The sequence below is a fragment of the Sphingobium psychrophilum genome, assembly GCF_012927105.1.
Lineage (GTDB): Bacteria > Pseudomonadota > Alphaproteobacteria > Sphingomonadales > Sphingomonadaceae > Sphingobium > Sphingobium psychrophilum.
Genome location: NZ_JABBFV010000001.1, coordinates 161,479 through 188,035 on the forward strand (window position 1 = coordinate 161,479; position 26,557 = coordinate 188,035).

A 26,557-nucleotide genomic window follows, 5' to 3' on the forward strand; every position below is an offset into this window, starting at 1 on the left:
CCTGCCATCATGCGCCGCATCTTCATCATCCGCCATGGCAACACCTTTGCGAGCAGCGCCGATGCTTGCCGCGTGGGCGCGCGGACCGATATCCCGCTGGTGGAGAGCGGCCACGCGCAAGCCGACCGACTGGGCCAATGGTTCGCACGCCAGGCGCTGCCGATCGATCGTCTCTTGTCCAGCCCGCTACTGCGCGCGCGTGAAACGGCCGCCGCTATCGCTGCTGCGACCGGCCATGGCGCGGATGGCACGCGCGACTGGCTGGGCGAGATCGACCATGGCCCCGACGAGGGGCGGGCGGAGGCGCAGGTACTGGCCCGCATCGGTGGGCAGGCGCTGGCCGACTGGGACGAGTGCGGCATCGCACCCGATGGCTGGATCGTGGACGCCGACGCCCGCATCGCCGCCTGGCGCGCTCTCTTCGCGGAAAGGAGAGCCGGCGTCGACCTGCTGGTCACCAGCAACGGTGCGGCGCGATTCGCGCTGATCGCCGCCAACCTTCCGATGGGCGCGCTCAAATTGCGCACCGGGGCCTTTGGGGAACTGGCCGTCGATCGCAGCGGGGCGGTCAGCCTGATTCGTTGGGACGAGCGCCCTTAATTTTACCCGCACTCTACCGTGACATGCTCCATCCGCGGCAGGGCGCGCACCCGCGCGCGCACCTTGGGCGCATCGGCGCCCGGTGCCAGGCTGATGATCGCGGCATGGGCGTGCGGCCCGATGCGCCAGACATGCAGGTCGCGGATCGTCGCGCCTTCCGCCTCCACCTGGGTGCGCACCCGCGCCATCAGCGCCGGTTCAGCCGTATCGAGCAGAATCGCTGCGGTATCCTTCATCAGGCCCCAGGCCCAGCGCGCGATCACCACCGCGCCCAATATCCCCACCGCCGGGTCCATCCACCACCAGCCCAGATAGCGCCCGGCCAGCAAAGCGCCGATCGCCAGCACCGACGTCAGCGCGTCGGTCAGCACATGCACATAGGCGGCGCGCAGATTATTGTCGGCATGGCCATGTTTGTGATCGTGGCCATCATCGTCATGATCATGGCTATGATCGTGGCCCAGCAACAGCGCGCTGATGATATTGATGATCAGGCCGACGACCGCGACCAGAGTGGCCTCGCCAAAAGCGACGTCGATCGGCTGGAACAGGCGCATGCCCGATTCGATCGCGATGAATAGCGCGGTGACGCCCAGTAGCAGCGCGGAGGCGAAGCCCGACAGGTCGCCGACCTTGCCGGTGCCGAACGTGTAGCGCGGGTTGCGCGCATGACGCTTGGCATAGCCATAGGCCGCCGCCGCCACCGCCAGCGCCCCGGCATGGGTCGCCATGTGGAATCCGTCCGCCAGCAGCGCCATCGATCCGGTCCACCAGCCCGCGGCGATCTCCACGACCATGGTCGCGGCGGTTAGCCAGACGACCCACAAGGTCCGCTTGGCATTCTGGTCGTGCCCGGCCGACAGGTAGATATGGTCGAAATAATGGCTTTCCTCGCCATCATCGTCCTGAACAGCGGCAGGTTGGTCGGCGGGACTGTGGGCACCATGGCCGTGGTCCCCGTGAGCATGGTGATGGTCGTCGTGCATCGTCATTTCCCGTAACGGCGGATCAGCGCCAGCATTTCCTCGGTCGCGGTCTGACGCGCCTCGTCGGACAGGCCCGGCCGGGCGACATGCTCGCGCATATGCTGCTCGATCAGTTCCTCCATCAGGCTGCCCACAGCACCGCGCACCGACGCGACCAGCTGCAACGTCTCCGAACAGCCGGCATCGCCAGACAATTGCCGCTCCACGGCGGCGACCTGTCCTGCGATCCGGCGTATCCGCGCCAACAATTTATCTCGATCCGCAATAATGTGCATAGGATACCCCCCTATACTATATTTGCTTGGAAACCAAGGGTGGATCGGGATGCGTCGCTCCCCTATCACTGTCGCCATGACAAGCGATCTGGACTGCGACCTGGCGATCATCGGCGGCGGCCTTGCCGGCGGGTTGATCGCGCTCGCCTTCGCCGCGCTGCGGCCCGATGTGCGGCTGCTGCTGGTCGAACAGGGGGAGCGCCCCGGCGGTAATCATCTCTGGTCCTTCTTCGACGGCGACGTAGCGCCCGCCGATCGCTGGCTCATCGATCCCCTTGTCGCCCATCGCTGGCCCCAGGGGCATGCGGTGCGTTTTCCCGGCCATGCGCGCGATCTGGCGACGCCGTATAACAGCGTTACTACTGTCCGACTCGCTGTCGCACTCGAACGCCAATTGGGCGACCGGCTGCTGACCCGCGCGACGGCGGAAGCGGTCGAACCCCATGCCATCCGCCTGACCGACGGCCGGAAAATCGCGGCAGGGACGGTCATCGACGCCCGCGGCGCCGCGAATCTGTCGGCCTTGCGCTGCGGCTGGCAAAAGTTTGTCGGCCATGCGCTGCGCTGCGACGGCCCCCATGGCATCGACCGCCCGGTCATCATGGATGCGACGGTCGATCAGGTCGATGGCTACCGCTTCGTCTATCTGCTCCCTTGGGACGATCACACCCTCTTTATCGAGGATACCTATTACAGCGACACGCCGGACCTGGACGTGCCCACGATCGATAACCGCATCGCCGCCTATGCGCAGGCCAGGGGCTGGCGCGGCGGTGTGGTCCATCGCGAACAGGGCGTCCTGCCGGTCGTCCATGGCGGCGACTTCGATCGCTATTGGCCGAAGGACGATCCGGTCGCCCGCGCTGGGGTACGTGCCGGCCTGTTCCAGCCGATGACCGGCTACTCGCTGCCCGATGCAGTACGATTCGCGCTGTGGCTGGTGGATCAGCCGCTCAATGATCTGCCCGCGGTGACCCGCACCTATGCCGCCGCCCATTGGCGACGCGGTGGCTATTATCGGCTGCTTGGCAAGATGCTGTTCGGTGCCGCCGCCCCCGACCAGCGCTGGCGCATCTTCGCCCGCTTCTATGGGCTGCGCGCGGACCTGATCCAGCGATTCTATGCCGGCCGTTCGTCGCTGACTGACCGTATGCGCATCTTGTGCGGACGCCCGCCTGTACCCATAAGAGACGCCATGCGAACATTATGGAACCCGCCCGCCTGATGACTAACAGGACAGCGATCGTCATCGGCGCAGGCTTTGGCGGCCTGGCGCTGGCCATCCGCCTGCAATCCGCCGGCATAGACACCACCCTGGTCGAAGGACGCGACCGTCCGGGCGGCCGCGCCTATATGTGGGAAAAGGACGGCTTCACCTTCGACGCCGGGCCGACGGTCATCACCGACCCCGATTGCCTGAACGAATTATGGCGCCTGTCGGGGCACGACATGGCGCAGGACGTCACCTTGATGCCGGTTTCGCCTTTCTACCGGCTCAACTGGCGCGACGGCACCAATTTCGATTACAGCAACGACGAAGCCGCGCTTCGCGCCGAAATCGCCAAGCTCGATCCGGGCGATGTCGCGGGCTATGATCGCTTCTGCGATTATGCGGCGGGTGTTTTTGAGGAGGGCTATCGCAAGCTCGGCTCGGTCGCCTTTCTCGATTTTGCATCCATGATCAAAGCGGCGCCGTCGCTGGCGAAATATCAGGCGTGGCGCTCGGTCTATTCGGTCGTCTCCAGCCATGTGAAGAACGAAAAGCTGCGCGAGGCTTTGTCCTTCCACACGCTGCTGGTCGGCGGCAATCCGATGAAGACCAGCGCCATCTACGCGCTCATCCATAAGCTGGAAAAGGACGGCGGCGTCTGGTTCGCCAAGGGCGGCACGAACCGGCTGGTCCATGGCATGGCGACCCATTTCGAACGGTTGGGCGGCACGCTGCGGCTGGGCGATGCCGTCACCCGGATCGAAACCTATGGTGACAAGGCGACGGCGGTTCATACCGCATCGGGGTGGCGCGGGGAGGCGGATGCCATCGCCACAAACGCCGACCTGATGCACAGCTATCGCGACCTGTTGGGCCATCATCCACGCGGGCAGAAGCAGGGCCAAAAACTGGCCAACAAGCGCTGGTCGCCCAGCCTGTTCGTGCTCCATTTCGGCATCAAGGGCAGCTGGCCCGGCATCCCGCACCACATGATCCTGTTTGGCCCGCGCTATGAGGGACTGCTGACCGACATTTACGATCATGGCGTGCTGCCGCAGGATTTCTCGCTCTACCTGCACCATCCCACCGTCACCGATCCGTCGATGGCGCCGGACGGCCATTCGACCTTCTATGCGCTGGCTCCGGTGCCGCATATGGGCAAGCTGCCGATCGACTGGGACCAGTTCGGCCCTGCCTATGCGGAGCGTATATTGGACGAAATCCAGCATCGGCTGATCCCCGATATCCGGTCGCGCATCGTCACCCGTTTCCATTATGCGCCCAGCGATTTCGGTCGCGACTTAAACGCGCATATGGGCAGCGCCTTCAGTCTAGAGCCGCTGCTGACCCAGAGCGCCTGGTTCCGGGCGCATAATCGCGACGATGTCATTCCCAACCTCTATCTGGTAGGGGCCGGCACCCATCCCGGCGCGGGCATCCCCGGCGTGGTGGGCAGCGCCAAGGCGACCGCGGCGCTGATGTTGGATGATTTGAAGTAGGGGCTTAGAGCGATTGCTAATCAGATGGAATCATCTGATGACTGGGAAATCGCGTAAACCAATAATGTAGAGCGATCGATCCGATGCAATCGGATCGATCGCTCTATTCCCGCGGACGGATAAGATGAAGAGACTGGCAGTCTATTGCGGATCGGCGACCCCCGCCGACCTGACCTATATCGATGCGGCGCGCCATGTCGGCCGCACATTGGCGGAACGGGGTATCGGCGTCGTCTATGGCGGCGGGCGCCTGGGCCTCATGGGCGCGGTGGCGGACGCCGCGCTGGAGGCGGGCGGCGAGGTGATCGGCGTGATCCCCGAAGCCTTGGTCGGGGCCGAGGTCGCGCATCGCGGCTGCACCGAACTCCATGTCGTCCAGACGATGCACCAGCGCAAGCAGCTCTTCACCGACCTGTCGGACGGCTTCGTCACCCTGCCGGGCGGTGTCGGCACGATGGACGAATTGTGGGAAGCGATCAGCTGGGCGCAGCTGGGTTATCATCGCAAGCCGGTCGGCCTGCTCAACGTCGCGGGCTTCTACGACCAGTTGATCGGCTTCAATCGGCAGATGGTGGAGGCCGGCTTCATCCGCGCCCAGCATGCCGGGATCATGATCCATGCCGATGGCATCGACGCGCTGGTCGACGCCATGGCAGCCTATCAACCGCATGAGACGATCTTCGCGATGAAGGCGGATCGACTTTGACGAGATGAAACATAGCCGTTCGCTTCGAGCGAAGTCGAGAAGCGGTTGGCGCAACCTTTGCGTTTCGCGACTACGCTCGAAACGAACGGGCGTCGGGTGACTTTCCTTGCAAGGCAGGGCATGTCGTGACCATGTATTCCAGCCAGATCAACCGCGCCGCCCTCGTCGCCCACGCCCGCGACAGTATCGCGCGCGGTTCCAAATCCTTCGCCATGGCGTCAAAGCTGTTCGACCGGCAAAGCCGTGAACGCGCCTGGCTGCTCTACGCCTGGTGCCGCAAGTGCGACGACATCGCCGACGGGCAGGACCATGGCGGCACGTTACAGGGGGTGACAGACGGGCAGGCCCGACTTTCGACCATCCGCGTCCTGACCGGCATGGCGCTGCGTGGGGAGCCGACCGGCGATCCGGCCTTTGACGGGTTCGGCGTGGTGATGCGCGAATGCGCCATCCCCGAACGCTATGCCCATGATCTGATCGAGGGGTTCGCGCTCGACGCGCGCGACTGGCGGCCGCGCAGCGAAGCCGACATGCTGCTCTATTGCTATCATGTCGCGGGCGCGGTCGGCTGCATGATGGCGGTGCTGATGGGGGTCGATCCCGACGATCGTGCGACGCTCGACCGCGCCTGCGACCTCGGCCTCGCCTTCCAGCTGGCCAATATCGCCCGCGACATCAGTGAGGATGAGGCGGCGGATCGCTGCTATCTTCCCCAAGAGTGGCTGGCCGAAATGGACATCCCGCCGGGCGAGCATATGAAGCCCTGGGCACGGCCGCGTTTGGCGATCCTGTCCCGCAGGATGGCCGACATGGCCGCCGCCTATGAGGACAGCGCCCGCCACGGCACCGGTGCATTGCCGCCCCGCGCCGCCTGGGCGGTGCTGGCGGCCGCCGGTATCTATGGCGACATCGCACGCGAAGTCGCGCGCCGCGGCGAGCAGGCCTGGGACCGTCGCGTTGTCACGCCCAAACGCGAGAAGCTGGGCTGGGTAGCGCGGGCGGCGGTGCAGGTGATCGGCCGCGCCCGACGCTGGCCAGCGGATGCCGCGCGGCCCGCGGGTCTTTGGACCAGCTTCAAGGACTGACGCCTCCAGCCACGCGCGTAGTAATTGCCTCGCAGCAAAAATCCTCAGCGATCTCTGCGCCTTTGCGCGAACCATTTCTCGCGCACAAAAAAGGGCCGATGCTTTCGCATCGGCCCAAGGCATGTTCGCAGGAGGAACAAGGTAAGGCGGGCGGCCCTTGCCCGATGGGCGGGCCGCCCTGCCAATCTCAGTAGTTGTAGGCGCGTTCGCCATGGCTGGAGAGGTCGAGACCTTCCTGCTCCGCGTCGGCGCTCGGACGCAGACCGATGGTCTTGTCGATCACGAAGAAGAGGATCGCACTCAGCACGCCGGAGTAAACCAGGGTGAAGAGGACGGCCTTGATCTGGATGACGACCTGCGTCGCGATCGAGTAGCTGCTTGCGTCGAACGCCGCCGGGAAGACGGTGTAGTCGAACACGCCCTGACCACCCAGCGCCGGCGATGCGACGATGCCGGTGGCGATGGCGCCGACGATGCCGCCGACGCAGTGGACGCCGAACACGTCCAGGCTGTCATCATAGCCCAGCTTACCCTTCACGAAGGCGACGAAGAGGTAGCAGATCGGCGAGACGACGAAGCCCAGCACGATCGAAGTCATCGGCGCGCCCAGGCCAGCGGCCGGGGTGATGGCGACCAGACCGGCAACCGCACCGGTCACGGCACCCAGCAGCGATGCCTTGCCATGATGGAACTGTTCGACCAGCGCCCAGCTGACGGCCGCTGCGCAGGTGGCGACCATGGTGTTGATAAAGGCGACGCCGGTGACGCCATTGGCTTCCAGGTTGGAACCGGCGTTGAAACCGAACCAGCCGACCCACAGCAGGCTGGCGCCGATCATGGTCATGGTCAGCGAGTGCGGTGCCATGGATTCCTTGGGGTAACCGATGCGCTTGCCGATGATGAGGCAACCCACCAGGCCCGCGATGCCCGCATTGATGTGAACCACGGTGCCACCAGCAAAGTCCAGAGCGCCCCAGCCCCAGAGCAGGCCGGAATCGGTCGGAGCGTCAGCCAGGAAGTCCGGGCCGGCCCAATACCATACCATGTGCGCCATCGGGAAATAGACGACCGTGAGCCAGGCGACCACGAACACGATCAGCGCCGAAAACTTCACGCGTTCGGCAAAGGCGCCGACGATGAGGGCCGGGGTGATCATGGCGAAGGTCATCTGGAACACCACGAACACCAGTTCGGGGATGTAGACATTGTTGCTGAAGGTCGCGGCGGACGTGGTGCCGTCGACGCCCATCAGGAAGGCCTTGGACAGGCCACCGAAGAAGTGGTTTTCGCCACCGCTGGTGAAAGCGATGGAATAGCCCCAGCAGCACCAGACCAGGCCAGCCACCGACACGATCATGAAAACCTGCATCAGCACGCTGAGCATGTTTTTGGTGCGGACGAGGCCGCCGTAGAAGAGGGCAAGGCCGGGGATGGACATCATCAGCACCAGCGCGGCCGAAACCAGCATCCAGGCGACGTCGCCCTTGTTGACCATGCCGGCCATGGCGGCGGCATCGGGATTCTTGATCGGGCCCACGGCGGCAAGCGCCGGAGACGCGGCGAGCAGGGACAGGCCTATCGCCCCCGCAACCCCGCAAAGTTTCTTGGAAAAGGTCATTATTTCCCCCTTCTTACAGCGCGGTTTCGCCGGTCTCGCCGGTGCGGATGCGCACGGCCTGACCGACATCGAGGACGAAGATCTTGCCATCGCCGATGGCGCCCGAATTGGCGGCCGCCTGGGTCGCTTCCACGACGCGCGGCGCAAGGTCGTCGTCGCAGACCACCTCGATCTTGATCTTCGGGACCATATTCGTCGAATATTCGGCGCCGCGGTAGATTTCGGTCTGCCCCTTTTGGCGGCCGAAGCCCTTCACTTCGCTAACCGTCATTCCTGCGATGCCGAGCGAGGAGAGTGCCTCGCGGACATCGTCAAGCTTGAACGGCTTGATGATAGCCATGACAAGTTTCATGTCGCCCCCTGTTACTGGTGTGCGGAGCATACTCAGCAAGAGGCGTGCCAAAATGCTAATGGCGGGTTAATGCGGGCTTTGGCCGCGCCGGGCCATGGTGCAGCGCCGAAAAAATGGGCAGCACCCAGCCGCTGCCTAAAAAATGGGCAGATTTTTACCAGCCTGCGCCTTTGGCCGCCGCGTCTGCCTCTTCGGGCAGCGTTTTGCGACCCAAGGCGGCATTGCGATGCGGGAAACGGCCGAACTGGGCGATGGTTGCATGGTGCTGGCGCGCAAAATCGAGCGACTGTTCGTCGCCCGCTCCTTCGAACAGGGTCAGCGAGAGGTCCTGGTCCTCGATCGCCTCGCTATGTTGGAAGGGCATATAGAAGAACAAGCGGCCGGCACCGCCGATCTGGATGTCATAGCCTTGGGCGATCGCGCCGCGCGCCACGTCCCGCGCCAGCGCGTCCGTAGCGAAGGCTTGCGCCGTTCCGCGGAACATGTTGCGCGGCATCTGGTCGAACAGCAGGACCGCCGCCAGCGCATCGTCGGCCCGGTCGAGAAAGGCGTTGGCCGGAAGGGCCTGCTTGTTCTGCCACAATTCGCGATATTGCTGGTCGCATCGTCGGTCGAACGCCGGGTCATGGTGCCACCAGCCCGTCTCGCCCACCTGATTGAACCAGCAATCGAGCAGCGCGGCGGCCCAATCGGCCGTTACCGCGTCATGGCTGTCGGTCAGCATATTCATACAGGTCCAATGACGGACAGCCGCCGCGGTTCCCGCTACTCATAATGCAAAAGTCTCCGGTCGCCTCATCGGCGGTCGGAGCCGCGTCCGTCAGGTCGCTGTGCCACCGACCGTCAGCCCTTCCATCAGCAACGTCGGTTGCCCCACGCCCGCTGGCACGCTCTGCCCGCCCTTGCCGCACATGCCGATGCCTTCATCCAGCGCCCAGTCGTTGCCGATGCCGACCACCTTGGTCAGGGCGGTAGGGCCATCGCCGATCAGGGTCGCACCCTTGATCGGGTCGGTCAGCCGACCATTCTCCACCTTATAGGCTTCGGTGCAGGAGAAGACGAATTTGCCCGACACGATGTCGACCTGCCCGCCGCCGAAGCTCTTGGCGAAAATGCCCGACTTCATGCGGCTGAGCAGTTCGGCCGGATCGTCTTGTCCGCCCTTGATGAAGGTGTTGGTCATGCGCGGCATCGGCGCATGGGCATAGCTTTCGCGGCGGCCGTTGCCAGTGGGCGCGACGCCCATCAACCGGGCGTTGAGGCGATCCTGCATATAGCCCTTGAGAATGCCGTCCTCGATCAGGATATTTTCCTGCGTCGGCGTGCCTTCGTCATCGATGGACAGCGACCCGCGGCGATTGAGGATGCTGCCGTCATCGACAACGGTGACGCCGGGCGCTGCGACGCGCTGGCCTATACGGCCGGAAAAGGCGCTGGTGCCCTTGCGGTTGAAGTCACCTTCCAGACCGTGGCCGATCGCCTCATGCACCAGTACGCCAGGCCAGCCGGGGCCGAGCAAGACGGTCATTTCGCCCGCCGGCGCGGCGATCGATCGCATATTCACCTCAGCCTGGGCCAGCGCTTCGTCGATGGCGCGGTTCCAGACGGCGCGGTCCATCACCTCGTCATAAAGATAGCGCCCTCCTACCCCGAACACGCCGGTTTCGCGGCGGCCATTTTCCTCCAATATGATGGAGACGTTCAGGCGCACAAGCGGACGGATGTCAGTCGCGGTGAAGCCGTCGGCGCGGACGATCTCGACCACCGACCAACTGCCCGCCAGGCTGACCGACACCTGCGCGACCCGCGGATCGCGGGCGCGCGCGGCGGCATCGACCTCGGCGCACAGCTTCACCTTTTCGGCGAAGGGGACGATCTCCAGCGGATTGGCGTCGGTATAAAGGTGGCGATTGGTGCGCTGGGGCGGCGGCGCGGCCGGGCTGCTGGCCGGGTCTAGCAGAGTGAGGGTATGCGCCGCCTTGCGGATCGCAGCTTCGCTAATGTCATTGGCATGGGCGAAGCCGGTCATCTCGCCTGACACGCCGCGCAGGCCGAAACCCGCATCGGTCGAATAATCGGCGGTCTTGAGCCGCCCATCGTCGAAGCCGAAGCTCTCGCTCGCCCGATATTGCAGATAGAGTTCGCCGTCGTCGCAGGCCTTGAGCGCTTCGGCGGTCAAGCGGCGCGCGCCGTCGGGATCGAGCAGGCCCGGACGATAGAGCAGGCCGCGGGCGTCAGTGAACAGGGGGGCGATTTCGGTCATGCCCCCGATATAGGGGCGGCGCTCTCCAAGCCCAATGAAAATTTTAGAGGCTGGCGCCCGACGCGATGTCCGGCTTGTTTGCGACATCGCCATTGTCCGCTGCACCGCCGATCAGCACGAAGCGCCGATCGCAATAGCCGCAATCGACATAGCCATGCTCGTCTATCTCCAGAAAGACGCGCGGATGGCCGAGCGCAGCGGGGATGTCGCCGCTGCCATCGCACGATACGCGGGATTTGGAGACTCGGAGGATTTCGGGCGGTTGGATCATGGGATGCGGGGTTAGCAGCGGCTGCGCTGCGCCGCAATATCCACTGTTACATCAATGGCAGGCGATGGCGGGTGCAGGATGTCCCGTCGCCAGCCTTGGCCGCTTTGGCGACCGGATGCCAACGGGTGCAATCGCTGGCCGCCATCACCGCCAGCGGCGACAGCATTAGCAGAAGAGGCATGATCGTGCCGCCGAGGAGCGCTGCGAAGGGCATGGAGCGACGATGCCGCATCGATGCTTGCTGCAGGATGACCATTACGGTTGCGAATTGAAGGGGGCGCTTGCCCGCAAGCGCCGCAAGGCCGCAAAACTGGTGGGCGATGACGGGCTCGAACCGCCGACATTCTCGGTGTAAACGAGACGCTCTACCAACTGAGCTAATCGCCCCCTCTCGGGATTTCCGCGCTTTTAGGCGTTTTTTCTCGCCGGTCAACAGGCACGTTCGCGGAACATAGCGGGACCGATCGGAACAGATCGGAACCATGAGTCCCGACATAGTCCCGACCAAATTCCCGACCGGATGCGGCCGCTGAGGACGAAGCGTCCTGCGCAAGGAAGCGCAAGGGCTGATCCCACCACACGCGATGAAGTAACCGCAATTTTCATTTTCGAATTTTTGGCGGATCCCCGTCAGCATTTTTCAAGAGGCGGGTATGCGTCGCAAAGACGTTATATCTGTAACATCGTTGTGATTTCAGAGACTTAGCACGTTATATAAATGCTATATATATGTAATAAGATTACGTTAGTTTATTGTAATATCGAAACCTGAGAAAATCTCGCTTTTACAATGGGATAACGAAAACGGTTGTAGGAGATAGCACCCATATTACGTCTGAACCGTAACATGGGAAATCGCAGTTTTCTGCGGGTTTGCGCCTGCTGCTTGGTGGCATGTTACGGAAATAACGCTTTTGCGAAATCGGGTCCCTGCCTGGGGGGGCGCAAGGATATGGCCTCATATGCAAGAAATCCGATGAAGAAGCCGAAAGCGTGGCGTGGGGGCGAGCGCTGCGCGCGGGATGGCGAACGAGACTTTGATGTCGTGCGTTGATGGCCTATCGGATCAATGAGCGGCCCGGCTGCCTGTCGTCGACGGCGTGCCATTAATGCGATCCGGAGCACCATCATGCTACCAAGAACCGATCAATGGATTTTCAGAGTTGCTTGGGCGGCCATCCTGTTCGTGGCAGGTTGTGGCGCTGTTGCTCAACAGCCCCCCACATTGGACGATTTCTGGGCCGATAAAGCTCACTTTGTCGAGACACGTAAGGTCGATTGGTCAAAACTTCCGGGCGGGGATTACGCTGAGACATCGTCCTGGTTCGCGATCGATGGCGGTACCTGGTACGCCTTCAATCGGGCAGGCGTGCCGCAACGAAACCCCGCGTGCCCTACTGACAATATGCAGACCGTGGTTCGGGCAAGCTCAGATGAGGGGGCAACATGGACTCCGCCGACAGTGGTCGCTGCGCCAGGTGATAGCAAACGCGGTGATGGTTGCGCGATTTTGGACGGCGCAAGTATATATGATGCGGCGTCCGATACATGGCATATGCTCGCTCAATGCCTAGAACTTCACAATGCCGGTAGCTGGATGCTCTGCCACTACACACGCCAGGGGAGGTCCCCCCTCGGCCGCTTCGTTGCCGATCCTCTCAACCCAGTTGTAAAAGCAGGGATGCTATGGAGTTCTATGTGCGCAGATAAGCCAGGTATCTGCGATCCGAGCGGAACTCAGTTTGAAGGAACCCCTGACATAGTCAGGAATGCGAACGGTCTGTTCTATGTCACCTTTCATGGCTACGAACTAAAATCAGGCCGGGGCGTGCGCGGAATCGCAACAACTAAGGATTTCCAGAAGTGGAACACGCGGGGAGGGGATTTGCCGCAAGGCGCGATGCTCGGTCCTGATGATTGTCGTCGATGGATAAGCGCCTGCGTCGGCGTAGGCACCGCTACTGTTCTGAGTACAAAACGGAACAGCTATTTTCTTTTCGAAGCCATGGATCAAAACCTAGGATGCACGCCGGGGCAGAATTGGGTGTTTTCTATTGCCCGATCTCCCCGAGACACATGGCTGCCATCAGGAAGTCCGCGCTGGGAGTTCCAAAAAGGCCCGCCGCTTATCACGCCGAGTGCCTATGCCAAGGGGCTTCCTTGCGCGGTACAGTACGCGCGCTGGTTCCAGTCGCGTGGAACAACCTGGCTGATCTACGAAGAACGCCAGCCAGAGAGCCTCTTCTTGGTACGACGGCTTATGAAACTGGTGTGGGGAAATAGTGGAGAGAGAATGGTCATAAAGGGGCGTCAACCTTGATTGCGATTGGGCAATTTTTGAAATCCGTCGCCGACCTGACGAATGATCGACCCATCGGTGCAAACATAGTCGGCGAAAGCGAGCGCCGCGCCGCCTACCCAGGCGTTAACGCGGAGCATCCGCCGGGCGATCGGAACGATCTCGGTCTCATAATAGGCGTCCCGCGTTTCGCTGATCTTGCCGAACCCGGCAGTATTTTGCGGAATGACACCGATCAGCTGCGGCGGCGTCCGATGACCCGCCAAGAGATCGTCGCGGCTGATATTCTTGACGCTGGTGAATTCATCCTTCGCCGTCACGTCGGCGATCGGCATGATCTGGATGCCGTCTTTCTTCCCCTTGGGAATATGGACGAACAGATTCTTGAAGTTGCCGACGCCCTTGGCCTGGCTCAGCTTGTCCTTGATCGCGTCGGCAGTCTTCATGTCCGCCAGCGGCTCCGACAGATATAGCAGGAAGCCAGCATGAGCGCCGTTCAGATAGTAGCGGCGGCGGAACAGCGTGGCATTTTCGCTGAGCAGACCGCTCTGCAGCGCCGCCAGCCATTCGGGCATCCCATAGACTTCCTGCGCGACATCGGGCTGCTGCAGCTGGAAAATACGTCCCCGCTCGAACTTGTGCATGTCGCCCAGCGGCCCGTTGACGAACCAATAGACGTCTTCCTCTACGCCGGCGCGCGTATGGACCGCCGGACAATGGCGCAGCCGGGCGAGCCGTCCGGCCAGGTTCGGCACCCATTCCAGATAGCCGTTGCCCATTTGGGTGAAATCCAGCGCCCACCGTTCGAATGTGTCGCTATCCAGCCACCGGCTCGATACCTGCTGGGACACCAATAGGTTGACCTTCAGCGCGATGGCGCTGCGATGATAGGGCGACATGTTGAACGTCTGTGTCAGCTTGCCCATGGGCAAGGGCGGTTCATACCATCGGCCATTGTGCCAGATCTCGAAATATTGGGCGAGTTCGCGGCGATCCAACACGCTTTCCGGCTCGCCAAAGGCAAACATCTGCCCGGGCGTCGCCACTTCATCGGCTTCGACCTGCTCGATTACGTCGGTGGAGGGAACATTGGGGTTTGCGGACACTGGGCGGCTCCTGTCAGCTATGATCCCAAAACCTACGGCGCGCGCCTCAACATCGAGCATATCCGGGGCATTTCGGGTGAGAAGCCGTTCCGCGCCTATGGCGATATCGATTCGCTATCGACCGACATGGTGGACGTCAATTTCAACGGCAAGATCGAGAAACGCCTTGGCCTGTTCGGCGTCTTCGACGTGACCGGCGATGCAAAGGCGCTGAACGACGCCAATCAGAAAGTGTATCCGTCGATCGAGATTGAGGATAATTTCGGCGGCAAGGGCTTCGCCTATCTCATGGGCTGCGCCCTGACGGACAGTCCCGCGTCGATCGCAACCCAGCGCCTGCAGTTCAACCGGTCCCGGCCTGGCACGATCAACCTTTCGCGCGATGAAGCCACGTCTCTCGAATTCGCGGAAGACAAGACGGGTGGAGACGGCTCAAGCTTGCTGACCAAGTTCGACGCCATGCTCGATCGCTTCGCAGCGAAATTCGCTCCATCGAAGCCGGAAGAAAAGCCCGCAGCGGGGACGGACGATAATTCCGCTGCCTTCGATTTCGCCGTGCTGAAACCCGTGTTCGAAGAGTTCGGGCAGACGATCAAGACTGAGATCGGCGCGATCCGGACCGAATTGCGGACCGAGGTCGACGGCCTGGCCGTGCAGTTCAAGAAACTGTCCGACCAGCAGGAAGACACGCCTGCCCACCATTATCAGCGCCGCCCGCTTTCCGACGGCAATGCCGGAAAGACCGCAGGCGTCTTCTAACCCCACAAGCCCCGCGAACCGCACCCCACGCCGCTACTTCCAAGGATTTGACACATGGCGAAATACTCTCTTTCCGATCGCGGGCGCCGGGCGCTTGACGGCCTCTACGCAACGATTGCCCAGATCAACGGCACCACGCGCGGTGTCCACAGCAGCTTCGCGCTCGACCCCACCGCCGAACAGCGCCTGGAGGATGTCCAGCGCGAACAGGTCGCCTTCCTTCAGCGAATCAACGTGATCGGCGTCCGCGACCTTGTCGGCCAGGTGATCGGCCTGGGGACCGAGGATATGATCGCTTCCCGCACGGCGGAGGCGGATCTGCCGCGCAAGCCGAAATATATCGGTGAGACGGAGGGCCGCGAATATCGGCTGTACGACACCGAGTTCGACACCAAGCTGCCCTGGCAGATCATCGACGCTTGGTCGAAATTCCCTGACTTCGCCCAGCGCTATTCGCGCCACGTCGCGATCTCGGTCGCGCTCAGCCGTATTTCGGTGGGCTGGCACGGCCTGACCGCAGCGGCCAGCACCAACGCTGTCACGAACCCCAATGGCGAAGACGTCAACATTGGCTGGCTCCAGAAGCTGCGCCTGGAGAAGCCTGCGCACGTGATGGGCCGCAACACGGCCAATGTCGGCGGCGTGCCGACCGCCACCGGCACGGCCAAGCCGATCTATATCGGCCCCGGCGCTGACACGGCGGACGGCGATTACAAGAATATCGATGCGCTGGCCTATGACCTAATTTCCGGCATGCCCAGCTGGGCGCGCAGCTCGACCGAACATGTCGTGCTGGTCAGCCAGGATCTGGTCGACGAAAAATATTTCCCGATGATCAACCGTCCGCTGAGCGACACGATCGATGGTGGGCGCTCGATCAGCGACGTCGTCACCAACGACATCATCATGTCGACCAAACAGATCGGCGGGCGTCCGGCGGCAATCGTGCCGAAATTTCCCGAAGGCACCATGGCGATCACGCCACTGGCCCAGCCCGGTGGTTCGGGCAGTTCGAACCTGTCGATCTATTATCAGGAAGGGTCGCGCCGCCGTTACATCAAGGATGAGCCGGAAAACAAGGCGTCCCTGGTCGACTATAATAGCGTCAACGAAGGCTATGTGATCGAGGACACCGATTTCATGGTGATGGCCGAAAACATCACCTTCGGCGATCGTCCGTAACAACCGAGAGGCTTTGACGGCGGTTACTGGCATCCGGGCCGGTGCCGCCAGAGCCTGAGCATAAGGCCGGAAAAGAGCGGAGGCGCATCATGCGTCCGTTCCCGGTCGGCCGCCGACGGATAGCGCGGCCAAACCCCGCAGGAGATTTTCATGGTCAGCCCGTTCCGCCGCCACCAACAAATGACCAGGGCGCTGCAGAGCGGCGCGTCGCTGGCCCTCACGTCTCCGCAGGACGCGCCGCCAGAACCCAGACCCGACACCGAAGCGGGCCGCGAATATGCGGCCCTGCGCGTTGCCCTGCATGAGGATAGCCGCAGTGCATCAATTTGGGGAAAGCGATCGTGTCGGCCGCCTGCGCGACGGCCGCACCATCAAGGCGAAATATCCTGAGCGCCGCCTATTGGGCCTTTCGCAGGATGATCGGGCATTGATCCTGGAAACAGCCGGCGGCCTGCTCGATCCTGACGCCAACTAGGTAACAGCCCCTCCTACCAGCGCAGCCGCTTCGCGCGCGCGTTGGACCGCGCCATGCGATGGACATGGCCTTCGAAGCACCAATGTCCGTCGCGGTTGATCTGTCCCGCCTGCCATCGCCGCAGGTGGTGGAGACGCTGTCCTACGACATCATCAAGGCGGACATGCTGGCGCTGTTTCAGCAATTGATGGTCGAGGCCGAATTGCCGTTCGACGCCCTGGTCGAAAGCGACCCGGTCATGAAGCTGATCGAGGCATGGGCCTATCGCGAACTGCTGATCCGTCAGAATTTCAACGAACGGGCCGTGTCGATGCTGATCGCGAAGGCGACCGGCGCCGATCTTGAAAATCTGGGGGCCTTCTATGGTGTCACGCGCCTGAACGGAGAAAGCGACGATCGCCTGCGCCGGCGCATCCTGTTGGCTCCCGACGCATTCACCGTCGCCGGGCCGGAAGCGGCCTATGTCTTCCACGCACTCAGCGCCGACGTGTCGATCGCCGACGCCGTCGCCACCTCGCCCGCGCCCGGCCAAGTGCTGGTCAGCCTGCTGAGCGAAAGCGGTGATGGGACTGCCACGCCGGCGCAGATCGCGGCCGTCGTCGCGGCGCTGGGCGATGATGTCCGCCCCCTGACCGACTATGTCACCGTCGCCAGCGCGACCCGCGTGGACTTTCAGATTGCGGCCGCGCTCTCCATTGCAGGCGGGCCTGATCCGGCGATCGTATTGCAGGCCGCCAATGCTGACCTTGAAACCTACAAAGACCAGCGTCGCCGGATCGGCCGCATGGTCGCCCGCGCAGGCCTCATCGGTTCGCTACAGGTGGAAGGCGTCGAAAACACCAATCTCACCCTGCCGGCGGCGGACGTCGATCCGGGCCGCACCGGCTTCGCCAATGTCACGGCGACCAGCGTGACGGTGGCCGCATGAAGAACATCCTGCCGCCTAATGCGACAAAGTTGGAAGTGGCGATCGACAAGATCATCGCCGCACGCTTGGCGGGGGTGCCAGTCGCAATAGATGCGATCTGGAACCCGGCGACTTGTCCCGCCGCGCTTTTGCCCTGGCTTGCCTGGGGGCTCTCCCTCGACCTTTGGAACGCAGATTGGACCGAAGCGCAAAAGCGTGCGGCCGTGGCGGACGCGATCCGGTTTCAGCAGCGCAAGGGCACGCCAGCGTCACTGCGGCTCGTGCTCGATCGCTTCGATCCGCTGATTGAAATCGTCGAGTGGTTCAAGGATCGCGATACGATGGATCCTTTTACCTTTCGCTTGGAACTGCCGCTCAGTGCAGACAGCGATGTCGTCTATGACGAAAAGCTAGTTTCGCAAATCCTGCGCGATATTGCTCAGGTAAAGCCTGTCCGTGCGCACATGACCGCCGTCTATCGAATGCATTCGGAGGCGCAGGCGTGGCTCGTGTCGGGTGCTGGATTTGCCGGACAGGCCCGCCTTGATGAGCGAGCGGACACGGATGCCGCGCTGGACCCTATCTGGGACAGCTTTCTGCAAACGGAACAGGGCGAGCCGCTTCTGTCCGAATCTCGCGCATATCTGGAGCATTGAGACATGCAGCCGCTGCAACTCACCGGAGGCGGCCAGCACCATGGACTAGTCACCGCCCATATCGAGCAGGCCAATGGTGGGCCGCGCAACACACGATCGGCAGGTCGCGATGCCCGTCGCCCGCTCTCCACCGCAACGGCCACCGGATCGCAACAGCGCATCGTTCAAACCACGCTGGTCGAGGAGGGCGATCTGCCGCCCGAATTGATGGAGCGCGCCACCAACGTCGCCACCTTCCTCGTCAAATATTATGCGACCGATGGTGAGAATGAGGCTTCGCAAAGCCAGCCCGTTGACCGTCCGCTGGATACAATCACCACCAAGGCTCGCTTCGCCGTGGTCACCGTGACCATCAATGCGGTTACCTACATAATCGTGGACATCGGTCTGCGCATGCTCACCCCGCGTGAGCTGGCGCGCGCGCAGGGCTTTCCTGACACCTACATCCTTGATCCAGAATGTTGGTACACGACGGAAAAGGGCAACCGCAAATTCGGCCGCCTGCCCAAAGCTATGCAGATCAGCGCGATCGGCAACAGCGTTTGCCCGCCGGTCGCTCACGCACTGGTCGCCGCCAATCAGCCGGGTATATCAGAACGGAAGCTGGCCGCATGATGCAGTTATCCCTGATCGGTTTCGATCCGGCTCAGCCCGGTTCAGATATGACAGTTATGACGATCGGCCCGATCGACGCGCCGATCGCCGTCCTCTATTGCGGTGACGCCTATGTTATCCGACCAACGCTCGGGTTCATGGACGCCGATGTCATGGATCCGCCCTATCTGATCCGCGCTAGCGGGGCAGGGCGTTATCGCAAGCGGCGGCCGATGATGGATATCCTCATGGCGGAAGGGCTGCATCGCGGCTTCGACATGGACATCATAGATCCACGCAGGTGCGGATCTGCGATCGTGTTCGCCCATAACGATCAGCTCGTCCAGCTGCTCGCCCGCGTCCAAGGGTTCAACCGCCACGCCCTATGCGTATGGCAAAAGACCAATCCGCAGCCCCTCGCCAACAAACATTATCGGCCCGATGTGGAATTTTACGTCCATGCCTGGAACCGCGGATATCACCCGCAGGGCGACATGAGCGACAAGCTGCGCGTCAGCCGGATCGGTTCACCGCGCGGCGCGGCCCGCTTTGATCATCCGACGACGAAGCCGGACGATCTCATGACGAAGATCATGCGCAATGTCGCGGGTGAGAGGATCTGCGACCCGTTCATGGGCACCGGGTCCACCGGCGTCGCCGCGATCCGCGCCGGCAAGCGCTTCGTCGGCATCGAGCATAATCCCAAGCATTTCGAAACCGCTGTGGCGCGTATTGGCGCGGCGATCGAGGAAACGGCATGACGGACTTGGTCGCAAACATCCGCGCGCGCCTGGCCCCCATGCTGGCGGAAGCCGAGGGCGCCCTCGATCGACGCGCCCGGCAGTATCCCGACCTGGTCGCAAAAGGCCGGATGGACGAAAAGGTCGCTGCCGATGAGATCCGCATCTGGACGTCCATCGTTGCCGACTGGCGCAGCATTGTCTCTGGACGGGGCAACAAGGGCGTCGACGCGACGATCGAGGACAAGATCGCCGTGCTGACAGATACGATCGCCCGCTACGACACAGCTATGGCGAAAGAAATCCGCGCGTCGGGCAGCAGGATCCAGCGCTACATAAATATGGGCGCGGACTTCTACATGCTGCGTGTTCTGCATGGCGACGCGATCGACCCCATATTCGACATATGGCAGCGACGGGACCGTATTGAAGAAATGCGCGATCTCTACCGCGAAGAGCTGCCGGGCCATCCTGGCTTATATAGCGGAATTGACGACTATCTGGCCTTCCACCAACAGTTGCGCGCCGATCGCCAGGAGAGGAAGGCGGCTTGAGTGGTCAGCAGATCCTTTTGACTGAAAGCGAAGCGGCCGATCGGCTGAGCCTCTGCACCCGCACTTTGCGGAAGGAGCGCCAGGCGGGGCGGCTTCGCTATGTTTTGATTGGCCGGGCCGTGCGCTACAGTGTCGCGGATCTCGAATCATACGTCGAGCAACTCCGCCAGGTGCAGCCCGCATGTCCGCCCGCCGATCCTACCCGTCGAACGTCTGTCCAAAGGCCAGCTGGCGGCGGTGTCGTTGTACCATTTACGGAGCGCAACGCCCGGCGGTGATGGCGTGAGTATCTATAAGCCCAAGGGCAAGCCGCATTATCATTATGATTTTCAGCTAAATCACCGCCGCTATCACGGCTCGACCGGCTGCACGACTAAACGGCAGGCCGAAGAATTTGAACGTCGCGAGCGCCACAAGGCGGCCCTGCCACAACTGCAGCGGTCGCCTATTACTGTTGATCAGGCAGGCGGCCTCTATCAGGAACATGCCGAGCATCTGCCCAGCTGGCCGACGATCAAATATATGATCGCTGCGCTGATCGAGGGTTTGGGCGGAGGCCGGCTATTGTCTGAGATCTCGCAACGGGATTTGCAGATATTCGTCGCCCAGCGCCGTGACGGCCGATCCAATGCGACGATCAACCGCGAGATCGAGAACGCGCGCGCGATTTGGCGACACGCTGACGATACGGAATATGACGTCGGCACCATGCCCAAGTGGGGCAAGCTGTTCCTGAAAGTGCCCGCAAAGCCGCCCCGCGAATTAGATATGACCGAGGAAAAGAAGCTGTTCCTCGCGATCCGCAACGACGTGTCGGACGCTGTCGATTTCATATTGAAGTCGGGATGGCGGCGCGGGGAGGTGCTGGGCCTGCGTTGGACCGACGTCAACCTGCCGCGCAAACAGGCCGTCACCCGGATCAAGGGTGGCGATTTCGTCGTGCGGCCGTTGACCGATACGCTGGTCGGGATCATCGCGCGGCAGCCCCAAGCGACCGATGATGAGGGCAAGGAATTTGTCTTCACCTACGTCTGTCAGAAAAGCCGCGGCGATCGCCGCGCCGGGAAGCGCTACCCGCTGACCCCGACCTCTCTCCGCAAGCCGTTCGAAAAGGCCAAGGCCGACGCTGGCATAGATAATCTGCGCGTCCACGATCTGCGCCACACGCGCGGGACGCGCATCATCCGCGCCACGGGATCGCTGGCGGCTGCCAAGGAAGCGCTCAAGCACAAGCGCATAGAGACGACGCTGCGCTATGCGCACGTCCTGGATGACGACGTCCGCAACGCGCTCGATGCGAGCGAGTCCCGACATAGTCCCGACCAGAAGAAAAATAGGAAGCGGAAAGCCTAGCTTTCCTGCGGTTCTCAGCCCCTTGGCTCACCGCCGTGTAAACGAGACGCTCTACCAACTGAGCTAATCGCCCCCGTTTCGGGAGAGCGCCTATCTACGACAAAAAGCGCGCTGGTCAAGGGTGGAACATGGCGATCAGGCGCTGAGCAGGCGGCGGCTGGCACCGAACCAGCGGGTGAGCGCATCGGCGGCCTCCTCCGCCAAAGCGATGAAGACGCGGCGGCCGTCATGCGGGTCGGCCTGGCGCTCGACCAGTCCCTTGTCGGTCAGGGTGCGAATCCAGCGCAGCGCAGTGGTGGGCGGCACGGCGGCGGCGATGCAGAGGCTCGATACCGACACCCGCTCATGGTCCAGCCGCGCGGCGAGCAGGTCCAGCATCATGTCCCAGGCCGGGTCGGCGAATAGGTCGCCAGGCAGGAAATCGGCGCGGATGCGCCGGGCGCGCAGCAGGTCGCGGACCTGAGCGGCGGTGATGGCGGGCGCGGCTTTCTCCACGGGCTGCAACGGCGTGCCGATCGGGGCGAGGGCGGGCATGCCGATATAGTCGCTTGGTCGGTCGGAAATGCGCGGGCCAAGGTCGAAGCTGGGGGTCGCCATCCGCGTCCGCTCCGTCAGCGCGTCGAGCGTGCGGGCGAGACGGCCGACTTCCTCGCTCAACTGCTGGAGCCGCGCGCCTTCCCGATCGACTTCATGGACATGGCCGACGACCGGCCGATGCTGGCCCGCGGCGACCAGCGCCGCGGCCAGTTCTGTGCGGTCGGGATCGCAGAGCAATTGCGTGTGCGGACCGCGCAGGCAGGCGAAGGCGAGTTCCACCGTCTCCCAACCCGCGACCAGGATCACCGCCATGCCATTCTGGATCGCCTGGGTTTCGAGTTGCACCAGCAGCCGTTCCAGCAGCGGCGTCATAGCCGGGCAGAAGAACAGGACCGTGTCGCACTGCGCCTGAAGGTCGAGCCGGACCGGGGCATCGGCCAGGGCGGCAACGCCAAGCAGGCGGAAGCCCGCCGCGGCGGCGACCGGTGCCAGATCGGGCGCATCCATTTGGTCCGCGATCACCAGCAGGCTGGCGCGCTCGTCGCGCGCCGCCAGCGGCGTGGCTTGGCCGATTATGGGCTGGCCAGTCAGGGGTTGGGCGTAGGAAAAATCGTCCATCATGATCCGAATCCTGTTCTACCTTCGTTCCGGAGAATAAAGCAAGAACGGATCGTTTCAGCCCCACAAAATGGCCATTATGGATAAGGTCTGGAGCAATCCCCTCATAGGACCGCGCGCCACGCCTGGTTCGCGCGCTCCTTCATCCAGCTTGCCCCCATTTTGCCGCCGAAATGATGGGATTTTCCTATCCTCCCAGGAAAAGATGAAGCTCCCTCCATTATGGAGTCATTCGTCAGACCCCCGTTGCGCGGGCGAAATCGATGTAGAGCGCGCGCAGCCGCATCGCTACCGGGCCGGGCGTGCCGTCGCCCACCGGCTGCCCGTCGATCCGCACCACCGACAGACACAGAGTCGATGCGCTGGTGATGAAGGCTTCCTTCGCGGCCAGCGCTTCATCGACGGTGAAGGGGCGGCGGATGACGGCGATGCCGCTTTCCTGTGCCAGCGCAGTCAGCGCCGCGCCGGTGCAGCCGGCCAGCACCGACTGGCTGTAGGGCCGGGTGACGATGCCTTCGTCGGTGACGATGAAGGCGGTGGACGATGCGCCTTCGGTGACGAGCCCGTCCTCGATCATCCAGGCTTCCTGCGCGCCCGCTTCCTTGGCGGCCTGTTTCGCCATCGCCTGGGCAAGCAGGCCGACGCTCTTGATGTCGCGGCGCGCCCAGCGCAGGTCGGGCATGGTGGCGACCGCGATGCCGGTGCCGACCGCGGGCAGGTCAACCAGCACCTTGTCCTGCATGAACATGAACAGGGTCGGCTGAAGGTCGGGAGCGGGGATGAAGTCGCGGCTGGCATCGGCGCCGCGGGTGATCTGGAGATAGACGAGGCCTTCGGTCAGGCCGCTGCGGGCGACGAGTTCCTTCTGCGCGGCTTCGATGTCGGCCAGGCTGAGCGGCAGGGCGATGCCGATCGCGGCGGTGGAGCGCTCCAGCCGGGCGAGATGGCTGGCGCTGTCGACCAGCTTGCCGTCGATCACGGCCGCGACTTCATAAATGCCGTCGGCGAACAGGAAGCCGCGGTCGAGCGGCGAAATGCGGACGTCGTCGAGGGGCAGGAAGCGGCCGTTCAGATAGGCGATGGCGGTTGCGGTGGACATGGGAGCGGGTGCGATCCTTATCGGGTGGGTTTTGCCGTCGCTTTTGCCGGACGGGTTTGTGGGGTCAAGGTAAGGGAACGAAATGGCGCGGTTGGGTCACGCATCGAAGTTCACACCGTCGCTGGCGTTTTTTCGGAGATTAAGGATTCCAGAATGCGACGGAAAAGCGTGGGGGAGGAAGGATGCGCGTCGCGGTCAGGCCACGGTTGAGGCCCGCATAGGTATCGCAGACGCGCCATCTGAGTCACGCCCACGCGCCGGTGACGCGCCATCTGGGTCATGGGGTATGGGATGGGGCAGGAGACAGGGCGTTGTCGCATCCCGCAGGGTAGATCAGAGAAAATCCTACATTAGAAGTATTGATTGAGAGAGGGGTGTCAGCGGCAAGGGAGGGGCCGCCGGGAACGACCATTTTTTGCCTTCAAAACATGGTGTGCCTTTGTCTGGAAGCGGCCGTTTCCCTCATCGTCACCCCAGCGAAGGCTGAGGTCTCAGGCGGTCACGAGATAACGTCTGACATATCGCGCCAACCTGGATTCCTCTCTTCGACAAGCCGGATTTTCCATTCCCGCTTCCAGGCTTTTAGCGCCTTCTCGCGGGCAATGGCGCGCATGATGTCATCATGTGGCTCGGCTAGAACCAAGCGGGTCAGTCCGTATTTTTTGCAAAAAGCCGAACCAGTGCCGTTTCGATGTTGTTCGGCGCGTGCTGCAATGTCGGCTGTGACGCCGATATAGAGAACACCCCTCGGCTTGTTGGTCATGATGTAGGTGTAGCCGCCTCGCGCCATGCCCTACCGTAGCGCGCGGCCGCCTGAGACCCCAGCCTTCGCTGGGGTGACGGTGGATTTTATGACTGCTCTAGAACAATTGCTCCTGTAAACCCGCCAGTCCCCTTTCCACCCATCTTCGCCCCCAACCCCCTAGCCCCGCCACCCCCCAGTCGCTAAGGCCACCCCATGCGGCCCGACATTCCCACGCTTCTCCACGACATATTCGGTTTCACCGCCTTTCGCGGGGTGCAGGAAGAGGTGGTCGGCCGCGTCATGAGGGGCCAGCCGACGCTCGCCATCATGCCGACCGGCGCGGGCAAGTCGCTCTGCTACCAGCTTCCCTCCGCCGCGCTGGATGGCTGCTGCGTCGTCGTTTCTCCGCTGATCGCGCTGATGCATGACCAGTTGCGCGCCGCCAATGCGGTGGGCCTGCGCGCGGCCAGCCTTACCAGCGTCGACGCCGACTGGCGCGAGACGCAGGATCGGCTGCGCAATGGCGATCTCGACCTGCTCTATGTCGCCCCCGAACGCGCCAGCCAGGAACCGTTCCGCAACCTGCTCCGCGCCGCGAAGGTCGCGCTGTTCGCCATCGACGAAGCCCATTGCGTCTCCGAATGGGGCCATGATTTCCGCCCTGATTATCGCCTGCTGCGCCCGCTGCTCGACGAATTTCCCGATGTCCCGCGCCTGGCGCTCACCGCCACGGCGGACGCGCACACGCGCGAGGATATCCTGGTCCAGCTCGGCATCCCGCGCGATGGCCTCATCATCTCCGGCTTCGACCGGCCCAATATCCGCTACGCCGTCCATCCGCGCGATGGCCTGACGCGCCAACTCGCCGACCTCGTCGCCGCCAATCCCGGCCCCGGCATCGTCTATGCCCAGACCCGCGCCGCGACCGAGAAACTCGCCGAAACGCTGGGCAAGGGCGGCCGGGCGGTGCGCGCCTATCATGCCGGCCTCGACCCGGCGGTGCGCGCGCGCAACCAGGCCGCCTTCATCGCCAGCGAGGATATGGTGATGGTCGCCACCGTCGCCTTCGGCATGGGCATCGACAAGCCCGACGTGCGCTTCGTCGCCCATGCAGGCCTGCCCAAGTCGATCGAGGGCTATTATCAGGAATCGGGCCGCGCGGGCCGCGATGGCGAACCGGCGGTCGCGCATCTCTTCTGGGGCGCGGAGGATTTCGCCCGCGCCCGTATGCGCATCATGGAACTGGAGCAGAGCCGCCAGCAGGGCGAACGCACCCGCATTGCGGCGCTGGGCGCGTTGGTCGAAACCGCGACCTGCCGCCGGGCGATCCTGCTGCGCCATTTCGGCGAATCGCCGCCTGCCACCTGCGGCAATTGCGACAATTGCCTGTCGCCCCCGGCCAGCGTCGATGCGACCGAGGTGGCGCGCAAATATCTCTCCGCCGTCTACCGCACCGGCCAGAGCTTCGGCAGCGGCCATATCGAAGCGGTGCTGACCGGCGCGGCGAACGACAAGGTGCGCGAGCGCGGCCATGACAAGATTTCGGTGCATGGCATCGTGACGGGCGAGGAAACCGCGCTGCTGCGCCCAGTGTCGCGCGCGCTGCTGGTGCGCGACGCGCTGGAGACGACCGAACATGGCGGCCTGATGCTCGGCCCCAACGCCCGGCCGATCCTGCGCGGGGAGGAAGAGGTGCGCATCCTGATGCCGCCCAAGCGCGAACGCGGCAAGCGCAACGCCCGCAATGGGGCAGAGGCCAATCCGGTTGGCGATCCGCTGTTCGACGCGCTGCGTGCCTGCCGCCGCGAACTGGCGCAGGAAGCGGGCGTGCCGCCCTATGTCATCTTCCACGATTCGACCTTGCGCGAAATGGCCGAACAACGCCCGTCCACCATCCGTGAAATGAGCCACATCAGCGGCATCGGCCAGAAGAAGTTGGACGCCTGGGGCGACGCCTTTCTGAACGCGATCCGGCCGTTTCTGTAAAGGCGTTCGCGCAGAGGCGCAGAGGGCGCAGGGAGTGAAGACACCTCTTCTTGTCTCCGCGCTCTCCGCGCCTCTGCGCGAA

At 63.1% G+C, this 26,557-nt stretch carries 29 protein-coding genes and 1 tRNA gene; 17 read left to right on the forward strand and 13 right to left on the reverse strand.

Annotated features, from left to right (window positions below; all coding sequences use genetic code 11):
• The first annotated feature begins 9 nt into the window (after positions 1 to 9).
• Positions 10 to 600, forward strand: a complete 591-nt coding sequence (locus HHL08_RS00760) for a histidine phosphatase family protein (RefSeq protein WP_169570532.1) — start codon at positions 10 to 12, stop codon at positions 598 to 600.
• Positions 601 to 602: 2 nt separating this feature from the next.
• On the opposite strand, the gene dmeF is transcribed toward HHL08_RS00760, so the two are convergent.
• Positions 603 to 1,592, reverse strand: coding sequence for a CDF family Co(II)/Ni(II) efflux transporter DmeF (gene dmeF, locus HHL08_RS00765; protein WP_169570534.1), 990 nt, complete (start codon positions 1,590 to 1,592; stop codon positions 603 to 605).
• Positions 1,589 to 1,861: a metal/formaldehyde-sensitive transcriptional repressor gene (locus HHL08_RS00770; RefSeq protein WP_169570535.1), complete on the reverse strand. Its 273-nt coding sequence runs from the start codon at positions 1,859 to 1,861 to the stop codon at positions 1,589 to 1,591. The genes dmeF and HHL08_RS00770 overlap by 4 nt, the downstream gene beginning before the upstream one ends.
• A gap of 76 nt (positions 1,862 to 1,937) precedes the next feature.
• Here HHL08_RS00770 and crtY point away from each other — a divergent pair, with 76 nt between their 5' ends.
• The 4 genes from crtY (at position 1,938) to HHL08_RS00790 (ending at position 6,361) form a co-directional block, all read left to right on the forward strand.
• Positions 1,938 to 3,086: a lycopene beta-cyclase CrtY gene (crtY, locus tag HHL08_RS00775; RefSeq protein WP_169570537.1), complete on the forward strand. Its 1,149-nt coding sequence runs from the start codon at positions 1,938 to 1,940 to the stop codon at positions 3,084 to 3,086.
• On the forward strand, positions 3,086 to 4,570 hold the full coding sequence (locus tag HHL08_RS00780; protein WP_169570539.1) for a phytoene desaturase: 1,485 nt from the start codon (positions 3,086 to 3,088) through the stop codon (positions 4,568 to 4,570). The genes crtY and HHL08_RS00780 overlap by 1 nt, the downstream gene beginning before the upstream one ends.
• 124 nt (positions 4,571 to 4,694) lie before the next feature.
• Entirely contained in the window at positions 4,695 to 5,276 is a 582-nt protein-coding gene (locus HHL08_RS00785; protein ID WP_169570540.1) for an LOG family protein, read from the forward strand.
• A 131-nt stretch (positions 5,277 to 5,407) separates the two neighbouring features.
• Entirely contained in the window at positions 5,408 to 6,361 is a 954-nt protein-coding gene (locus tag HHL08_RS00790; RefSeq protein WP_169571068.1) for a phytoene/squalene synthase family protein, read from the forward strand.
• A 187-nt stretch (positions 6,362 to 6,548) separates the two neighbouring features.
• On the opposite strand, the gene HHL08_RS00795 is transcribed toward HHL08_RS00790, so the two are convergent.
• The 7 genes from HHL08_RS00795 to HHL08_RS00825 form a co-directional block, all read right to left on the reverse strand.
• Positions 6,549 to 7,979 (reverse strand): ammonium transporter, encoded by a 1,431-nt coding sequence (locus HHL08_RS00795; protein ID WP_169570541.1) that lies wholly within the window; start codon positions 7,977 to 7,979, stop codon positions 6,549 to 6,551.
• 13 nt (positions 7,980 to 7,992) lie between these two features.
• The gene (locus HHL08_RS00800; RefSeq protein WP_004209785.1) at positions 7,993 to 8,331 is read right to left on the reverse strand and encodes a P-II family nitrogen regulator; all 339 of its coding nucleotides are present in this window, start codon (positions 8,329 to 8,331) and stop codon (positions 7,993 to 7,995) included.
• A 154-nt stretch (positions 8,332 to 8,485) separates the two neighbouring features.
• A complete protein-coding gene (locus HHL08_RS00805) occupies positions 8,486 to 9,061 on the reverse strand; it encodes a DUF924 family protein (protein WP_169570543.1) in 576 nt (191 codons plus the stop codon).
• Between the two features lie 90 nt (positions 9,062 to 9,151).
• Positions 9,152 to 10,594 (reverse strand): metalloprotease TldD, encoded by a 1,443-nt coding sequence (tldD, locus tag HHL08_RS00810; protein WP_169570544.1) that lies wholly within the window; start codon positions 10,592 to 10,594, stop codon positions 9,152 to 9,154.
• A gap of 43 nt (positions 10,595 to 10,637) precedes the next feature.
• Positions 10,638 to 10,865, reverse strand: coding sequence for a zinc-finger domain-containing protein (locus HHL08_RS00815; protein ID WP_169570546.1), 228 nt, complete (start codon positions 10,863 to 10,865; stop codon positions 10,638 to 10,640).
• A gap of 46 nt (positions 10,866 to 10,911) precedes the next feature.
• On the reverse strand, positions 10,912 to 11,121 hold the full coding sequence (locus HHL08_RS00820; protein WP_169570547.1) for a hypothetical protein: 210 nt from the start codon (positions 11,119 to 11,121) through the stop codon (positions 10,912 to 10,914).
• Positions 11,122 to 11,176: 55 nt separating this feature from the next.
• Positions 11,177 to 11,252, reverse strand: a tRNA-Val gene (locus HHL08_RS00825).
• A 682-nt stretch (positions 11,253 to 11,934) separates the two neighbouring features.
• Here HHL08_RS00825 and HHL08_RS00830 point away from each other — a divergent pair.
• Positions 11,935 to 13,185 carry a hypothetical protein gene (locus HHL08_RS00830; protein WP_169570549.1) on the forward strand — a complete coding sequence of 417 codons (1,251 nt, stop codon included), beginning with the start codon at positions 11,935 to 11,937 and terminating at the stop codon, positions 13,183 to 13,185.
• Here HHL08_RS00830 and HHL08_RS00835 read toward each other — a convergent pair.
• Complete coding sequence (locus tag HHL08_RS00835; RefSeq protein WP_328804530.1) at positions 13,176 to 14,165, reverse strand: phage portal protein; 990 nt, start codon at positions 14,163 to 14,165, stop codon at positions 13,176 to 13,178. The two genes, HHL08_RS00830 and HHL08_RS00835, sit on opposite strands and share 10 nt — an antisense overlap.
• On the opposite strand from HHL08_RS00835, the gene HHL08_RS00840 reads away from it, so the two are divergent.
• The 10 genes from HHL08_RS00840 to HHL08_RS26070 all read left to right on the forward strand — a co-directional run bounded on the left by HHL08_RS00840 (position 14,121) and on the right by HHL08_RS26070 (position 21,490).
• Positions 14,121 to 15,029, forward strand: a complete 909-nt coding sequence (locus tag HHL08_RS00840; RefSeq protein WP_169570552.1) for a GPO family capsid scaffolding protein — start codon at positions 14,121 to 14,123, stop codon at positions 15,027 to 15,029. The genes HHL08_RS00835 and HHL08_RS00840 overlap by 45 nt on opposite strands.
• A 54-nt stretch (positions 15,030 to 15,083) precedes the next feature.
• The gene (locus HHL08_RS00845) at positions 15,084 to 16,211 is read left to right on the forward strand and encodes a phage major capsid protein, P2 family (protein WP_169570553.1); all 1,128 of its coding nucleotides are present in this window, start codon (positions 15,084 to 15,086) and stop codon (positions 16,209 to 16,211) included.
• Positions 16,212 to 16,527: 316 nt separating this feature from the next.
• Positions 16,528 to 16,686 (forward strand): phage virion morphogenesis protein, encoded by a 159-nt coding sequence (locus tag HHL08_RS00850; protein ID WP_206377624.1) that lies wholly within the window; start codon positions 16,528 to 16,530, stop codon positions 16,684 to 16,686.
• Between the two features lie 64 nt (positions 16,687 to 16,750).
• Positions 16,751 to 17,614, forward strand: coding sequence for a baseplate assembly protein (locus HHL08_RS00855; protein WP_235954556.1), 864 nt, complete (start codon positions 16,751 to 16,753; stop codon positions 17,612 to 17,614).
• The gene (locus HHL08_RS00860; RefSeq protein WP_169570556.1) at positions 17,611 to 18,249 is read left to right on the forward strand and encodes a phage tail protein I; all 639 of its coding nucleotides are present in this window, start codon (positions 17,611 to 17,613) and stop codon (positions 18,247 to 18,249) included. Before HHL08_RS00855 ends, HHL08_RS00860 begins: the two co-directional genes overlap by 4 nt.
• A gap of 3 nt (positions 18,250 to 18,252) precedes the next feature.
• Complete coding sequence (locus HHL08_RS00865) at positions 18,253 to 18,864, forward strand: DNA cytosine methyltransferase (protein ID WP_235954567.1); 612 nt, start codon at positions 18,253 to 18,255, stop codon at positions 18,862 to 18,864.
• Positions 18,861 to 19,604, forward strand: a complete 744-nt coding sequence (locus tag HHL08_RS00870) for a DNA-methyltransferase (protein ID WP_235954569.1) — start codon at positions 18,861 to 18,863, stop codon at positions 19,602 to 19,604. The genes HHL08_RS00865 and HHL08_RS00870 overlap by 4 nt, the downstream gene beginning before the upstream one ends.
• A 38-nt stretch (positions 19,605 to 19,642) precedes the next feature.
• Entirely contained in the window at positions 19,643 to 20,137 is a 495-nt protein-coding gene (locus tag HHL08_RS00875) for a hypothetical protein (protein ID WP_169570557.1), read from the forward strand.
• Between the two features lie 17 nt (positions 20,138 to 20,154).
• Positions 20,155 to 20,415 carry a helix-turn-helix domain-containing protein gene (locus HHL08_RS26240; RefSeq protein ID WP_408021749.1) on the forward strand — a complete coding sequence of 87 codons (261 nt, stop codon included), beginning with the start codon at positions 20,155 to 20,157 and terminating at the stop codon, positions 20,413 to 20,415.
• 4 nt (positions 20,416 to 20,419) lie between these two features.
• Positions 20,420 to 21,490 carry a tyrosine-type recombinase/integrase gene (locus tag HHL08_RS26070; RefSeq protein ID WP_169570559.1) on the forward strand — a complete coding sequence of 357 codons (1,071 nt, stop codon included), beginning with the start codon at positions 20,420 to 20,422 and terminating at the stop codon, positions 21,488 to 21,490.
• Between the two features lie 135 nt (positions 21,491 to 21,625).
• On the opposite strand, the gene HHL08_RS00890 is transcribed toward HHL08_RS26070, so the two are convergent.
• The 3 genes from HHL08_RS00890 to HHL08_RS00900 form a co-directional block, all read right to left on the reverse strand.
• Complete coding sequence (locus HHL08_RS00890; RefSeq protein ID WP_408021750.1) at positions 21,626 to 22,645, reverse strand: winged helix DNA-binding protein; 1,020 nt, start codon at positions 22,643 to 22,645, stop codon at positions 21,626 to 21,628.
• 235 nt (positions 22,646 to 22,880) lie between these two features.
• Positions 22,881 to 23,744: a D-amino-acid transaminase gene (locus HHL08_RS00895; RefSeq protein ID WP_169570561.1), complete on the reverse strand. Its 864-nt coding sequence runs from the start codon at positions 23,742 to 23,744 to the stop codon at positions 22,881 to 22,883.
• Positions 23,745 to 24,243: 499 nt separating this feature from the next.
• Entirely contained in the window at positions 24,244 to 24,534 is a 291-nt protein-coding gene (locus tag HHL08_RS00900) for a GIY-YIG nuclease family protein (RefSeq protein WP_169570562.1), read from the reverse strand.
• 168 nt (positions 24,535 to 24,702) lie between these two features.
• On the opposite strand from HHL08_RS00900, the gene recQ reads away from it, so the two are divergent.
• The gene (gene recQ, locus HHL08_RS00905) at positions 24,703 to 26,475 is read left to right on the forward strand and encodes a DNA helicase RecQ (protein WP_169570564.1); all 1,773 of its coding nucleotides are present in this window, start codon (positions 24,703 to 24,705) and stop codon (positions 26,473 to 26,475) included.
• Positions 26,476 to 26,557: the final 82 nt, after the last annotated feature.

What these genes read in the sequence shown, in the direction of transcription:
- HHL08_RS00760 (WP_169570532.1), top strand. Translation starts at nt 10, where the DNA reads ATGCGCCGCATCTTCATCATCCGCCATGGCAACACCTTTGCGAGCAGC.
- dmeF (WP_169570534.1), bottom strand. Translation starts at nt 1,592, where the DNA reads ATGACGATGCACGACGACCATCACCATGCTCACGGGGACCACGGCCAT.
- HHL08_RS00770 (WP_169570535.1), bottom strand. Translation starts at nt 1,861, where the DNA reads ATGCACATTATTGCGGATCGAGATAAATTGTTGGCGCGGATACGCCGG.
- crtY (WP_169570537.1), top strand. Translation starts at nt 1,938, where the DNA reads ATGACAAGCGATCTGGACTGCGACCTGGCGATCATCGGCGGCGGCCTT.
- HHL08_RS00780 (WP_169570539.1), top strand. Translation starts at nt 3,086, where the DNA reads ATGACTAACAGGACAGCGATCGTCATCGGCGCAGGCTTTGGCGGCCTG.
- HHL08_RS00785 (WP_169570540.1), top strand. Translation starts at nt 4,695, where the DNA reads ATGAAGAGACTGGCAGTCTATTGCGGATCGGCGACCCCCGCCGACCTG.
- HHL08_RS00790 (WP_169571068.1), top strand. Translation starts at nt 5,408, where the DNA reads ATGTATTCCAGCCAGATCAACCGCGCCGCCCTCGTCGCCCACGCCCGC.
- HHL08_RS00795 (WP_169570541.1), bottom strand. Translation starts at nt 7,979, where the DNA reads ATGACCTTTTCCAAGAAACTTTGCGGGGTTGCGGGGGCGATAGGCCTG.
- HHL08_RS00800 (WP_004209785.1), bottom strand. Translation starts at nt 8,331, where the DNA reads ATGAAACTTGTCATGGCTATCATCAAGCCGTTCAAGCTTGACGATGTC.
- HHL08_RS00805 (WP_169570543.1), bottom strand. Translation starts at nt 9,061, where the DNA reads ATGAATATGCTGACCGACAGCCATGACGCGGTAACGGCCGATTGGGCC.
- tldD (WP_169570544.1), bottom strand. Translation starts at nt 10,594, where the DNA reads ATGACCGAAATCGCCCCCCTGTTCACTGACGCCCGCGGCCTGCTCTAT.
- HHL08_RS00815 (WP_169570546.1), bottom strand. Translation starts at nt 10,865, where the DNA reads ATGATCCAACCGCCCGAAATCCTCCGAGTCTCCAAATCCCGCGTATCG.
- HHL08_RS00820 (WP_169570547.1), bottom strand. Translation starts at nt 11,121, where the DNA reads ATGGTCATCCTGCAGCAAGCATCGATGCGGCATCGTCGCTCCATGCCC.
- HHL08_RS00830 (WP_169570549.1), top strand. Translation starts at nt 11,935, where the DNA reads ATGAGCGGCCCGGCTGCCTGTCGTCGACGGCGTGCCATTAATGCGATC.
- HHL08_RS00845 (WP_169570553.1), top strand. Translation starts at nt 15,084, where the DNA reads ATGGCGAAATACTCTCTTTCCGATCGCGGGCGCCGGGCGCTTGACGGC.
- HHL08_RS00855 (WP_235954556.1), top strand. Translation starts at nt 16,751, where the DNA reads ATGGCCTTCGAAGCACCAATGTCCGTCGCGGTTGATCTGTCCCGCCTG.
- HHL08_RS00860 (WP_169570556.1), top strand. Translation starts at nt 17,611, where the DNA reads ATGAAGAACATCCTGCCGCCTAATGCGACAAAGTTGGAAGTGGCGATC.
- HHL08_RS00865 (WP_235954567.1), top strand. Translation starts at nt 18,253, where the DNA reads ATGCAGCCGCTGCAACTCACCGGAGGCGGCCAGCACCATGGACTAGTC.
- HHL08_RS00870 (WP_235954569.1), top strand. Translation starts at nt 18,861, where the DNA reads ATGATGCAGTTATCCCTGATCGGTTTCGATCCGGCTCAGCCCGGTTCA.
- HHL08_RS00875 (WP_169570557.1), top strand. Translation starts at nt 19,643, where the DNA reads ATGCTGGCGGAAGCCGAGGGCGCCCTCGATCGACGCGCCCGGCAGTAT.
- HHL08_RS00890 (WP_408021750.1), bottom strand. Translation starts at nt 22,645, where the DNA reads ATGGACGATTTTTCCTACGCCCAACCCCTGACTGGCCAGCCCATAATC.
- HHL08_RS00895 (WP_169570561.1), bottom strand. Translation starts at nt 23,744, where the DNA reads ATGTCCACCGCAACCGCCATCGCCTATCTGAACGGCCGCTTCCTGCCC.
- HHL08_RS00900 (WP_169570562.1), bottom strand. Translation starts at nt 24,534, where the DNA reads ATGGCGCGAGGCGGCTACACCTACATCATGACCAACAAGCCGAGGGGT.
- recQ (WP_169570564.1), top strand. Translation starts at nt 24,703, where the DNA reads ATGCGGCCCGACATTCCCACGCTTCTCCACGACATATTCGGTTTCACC.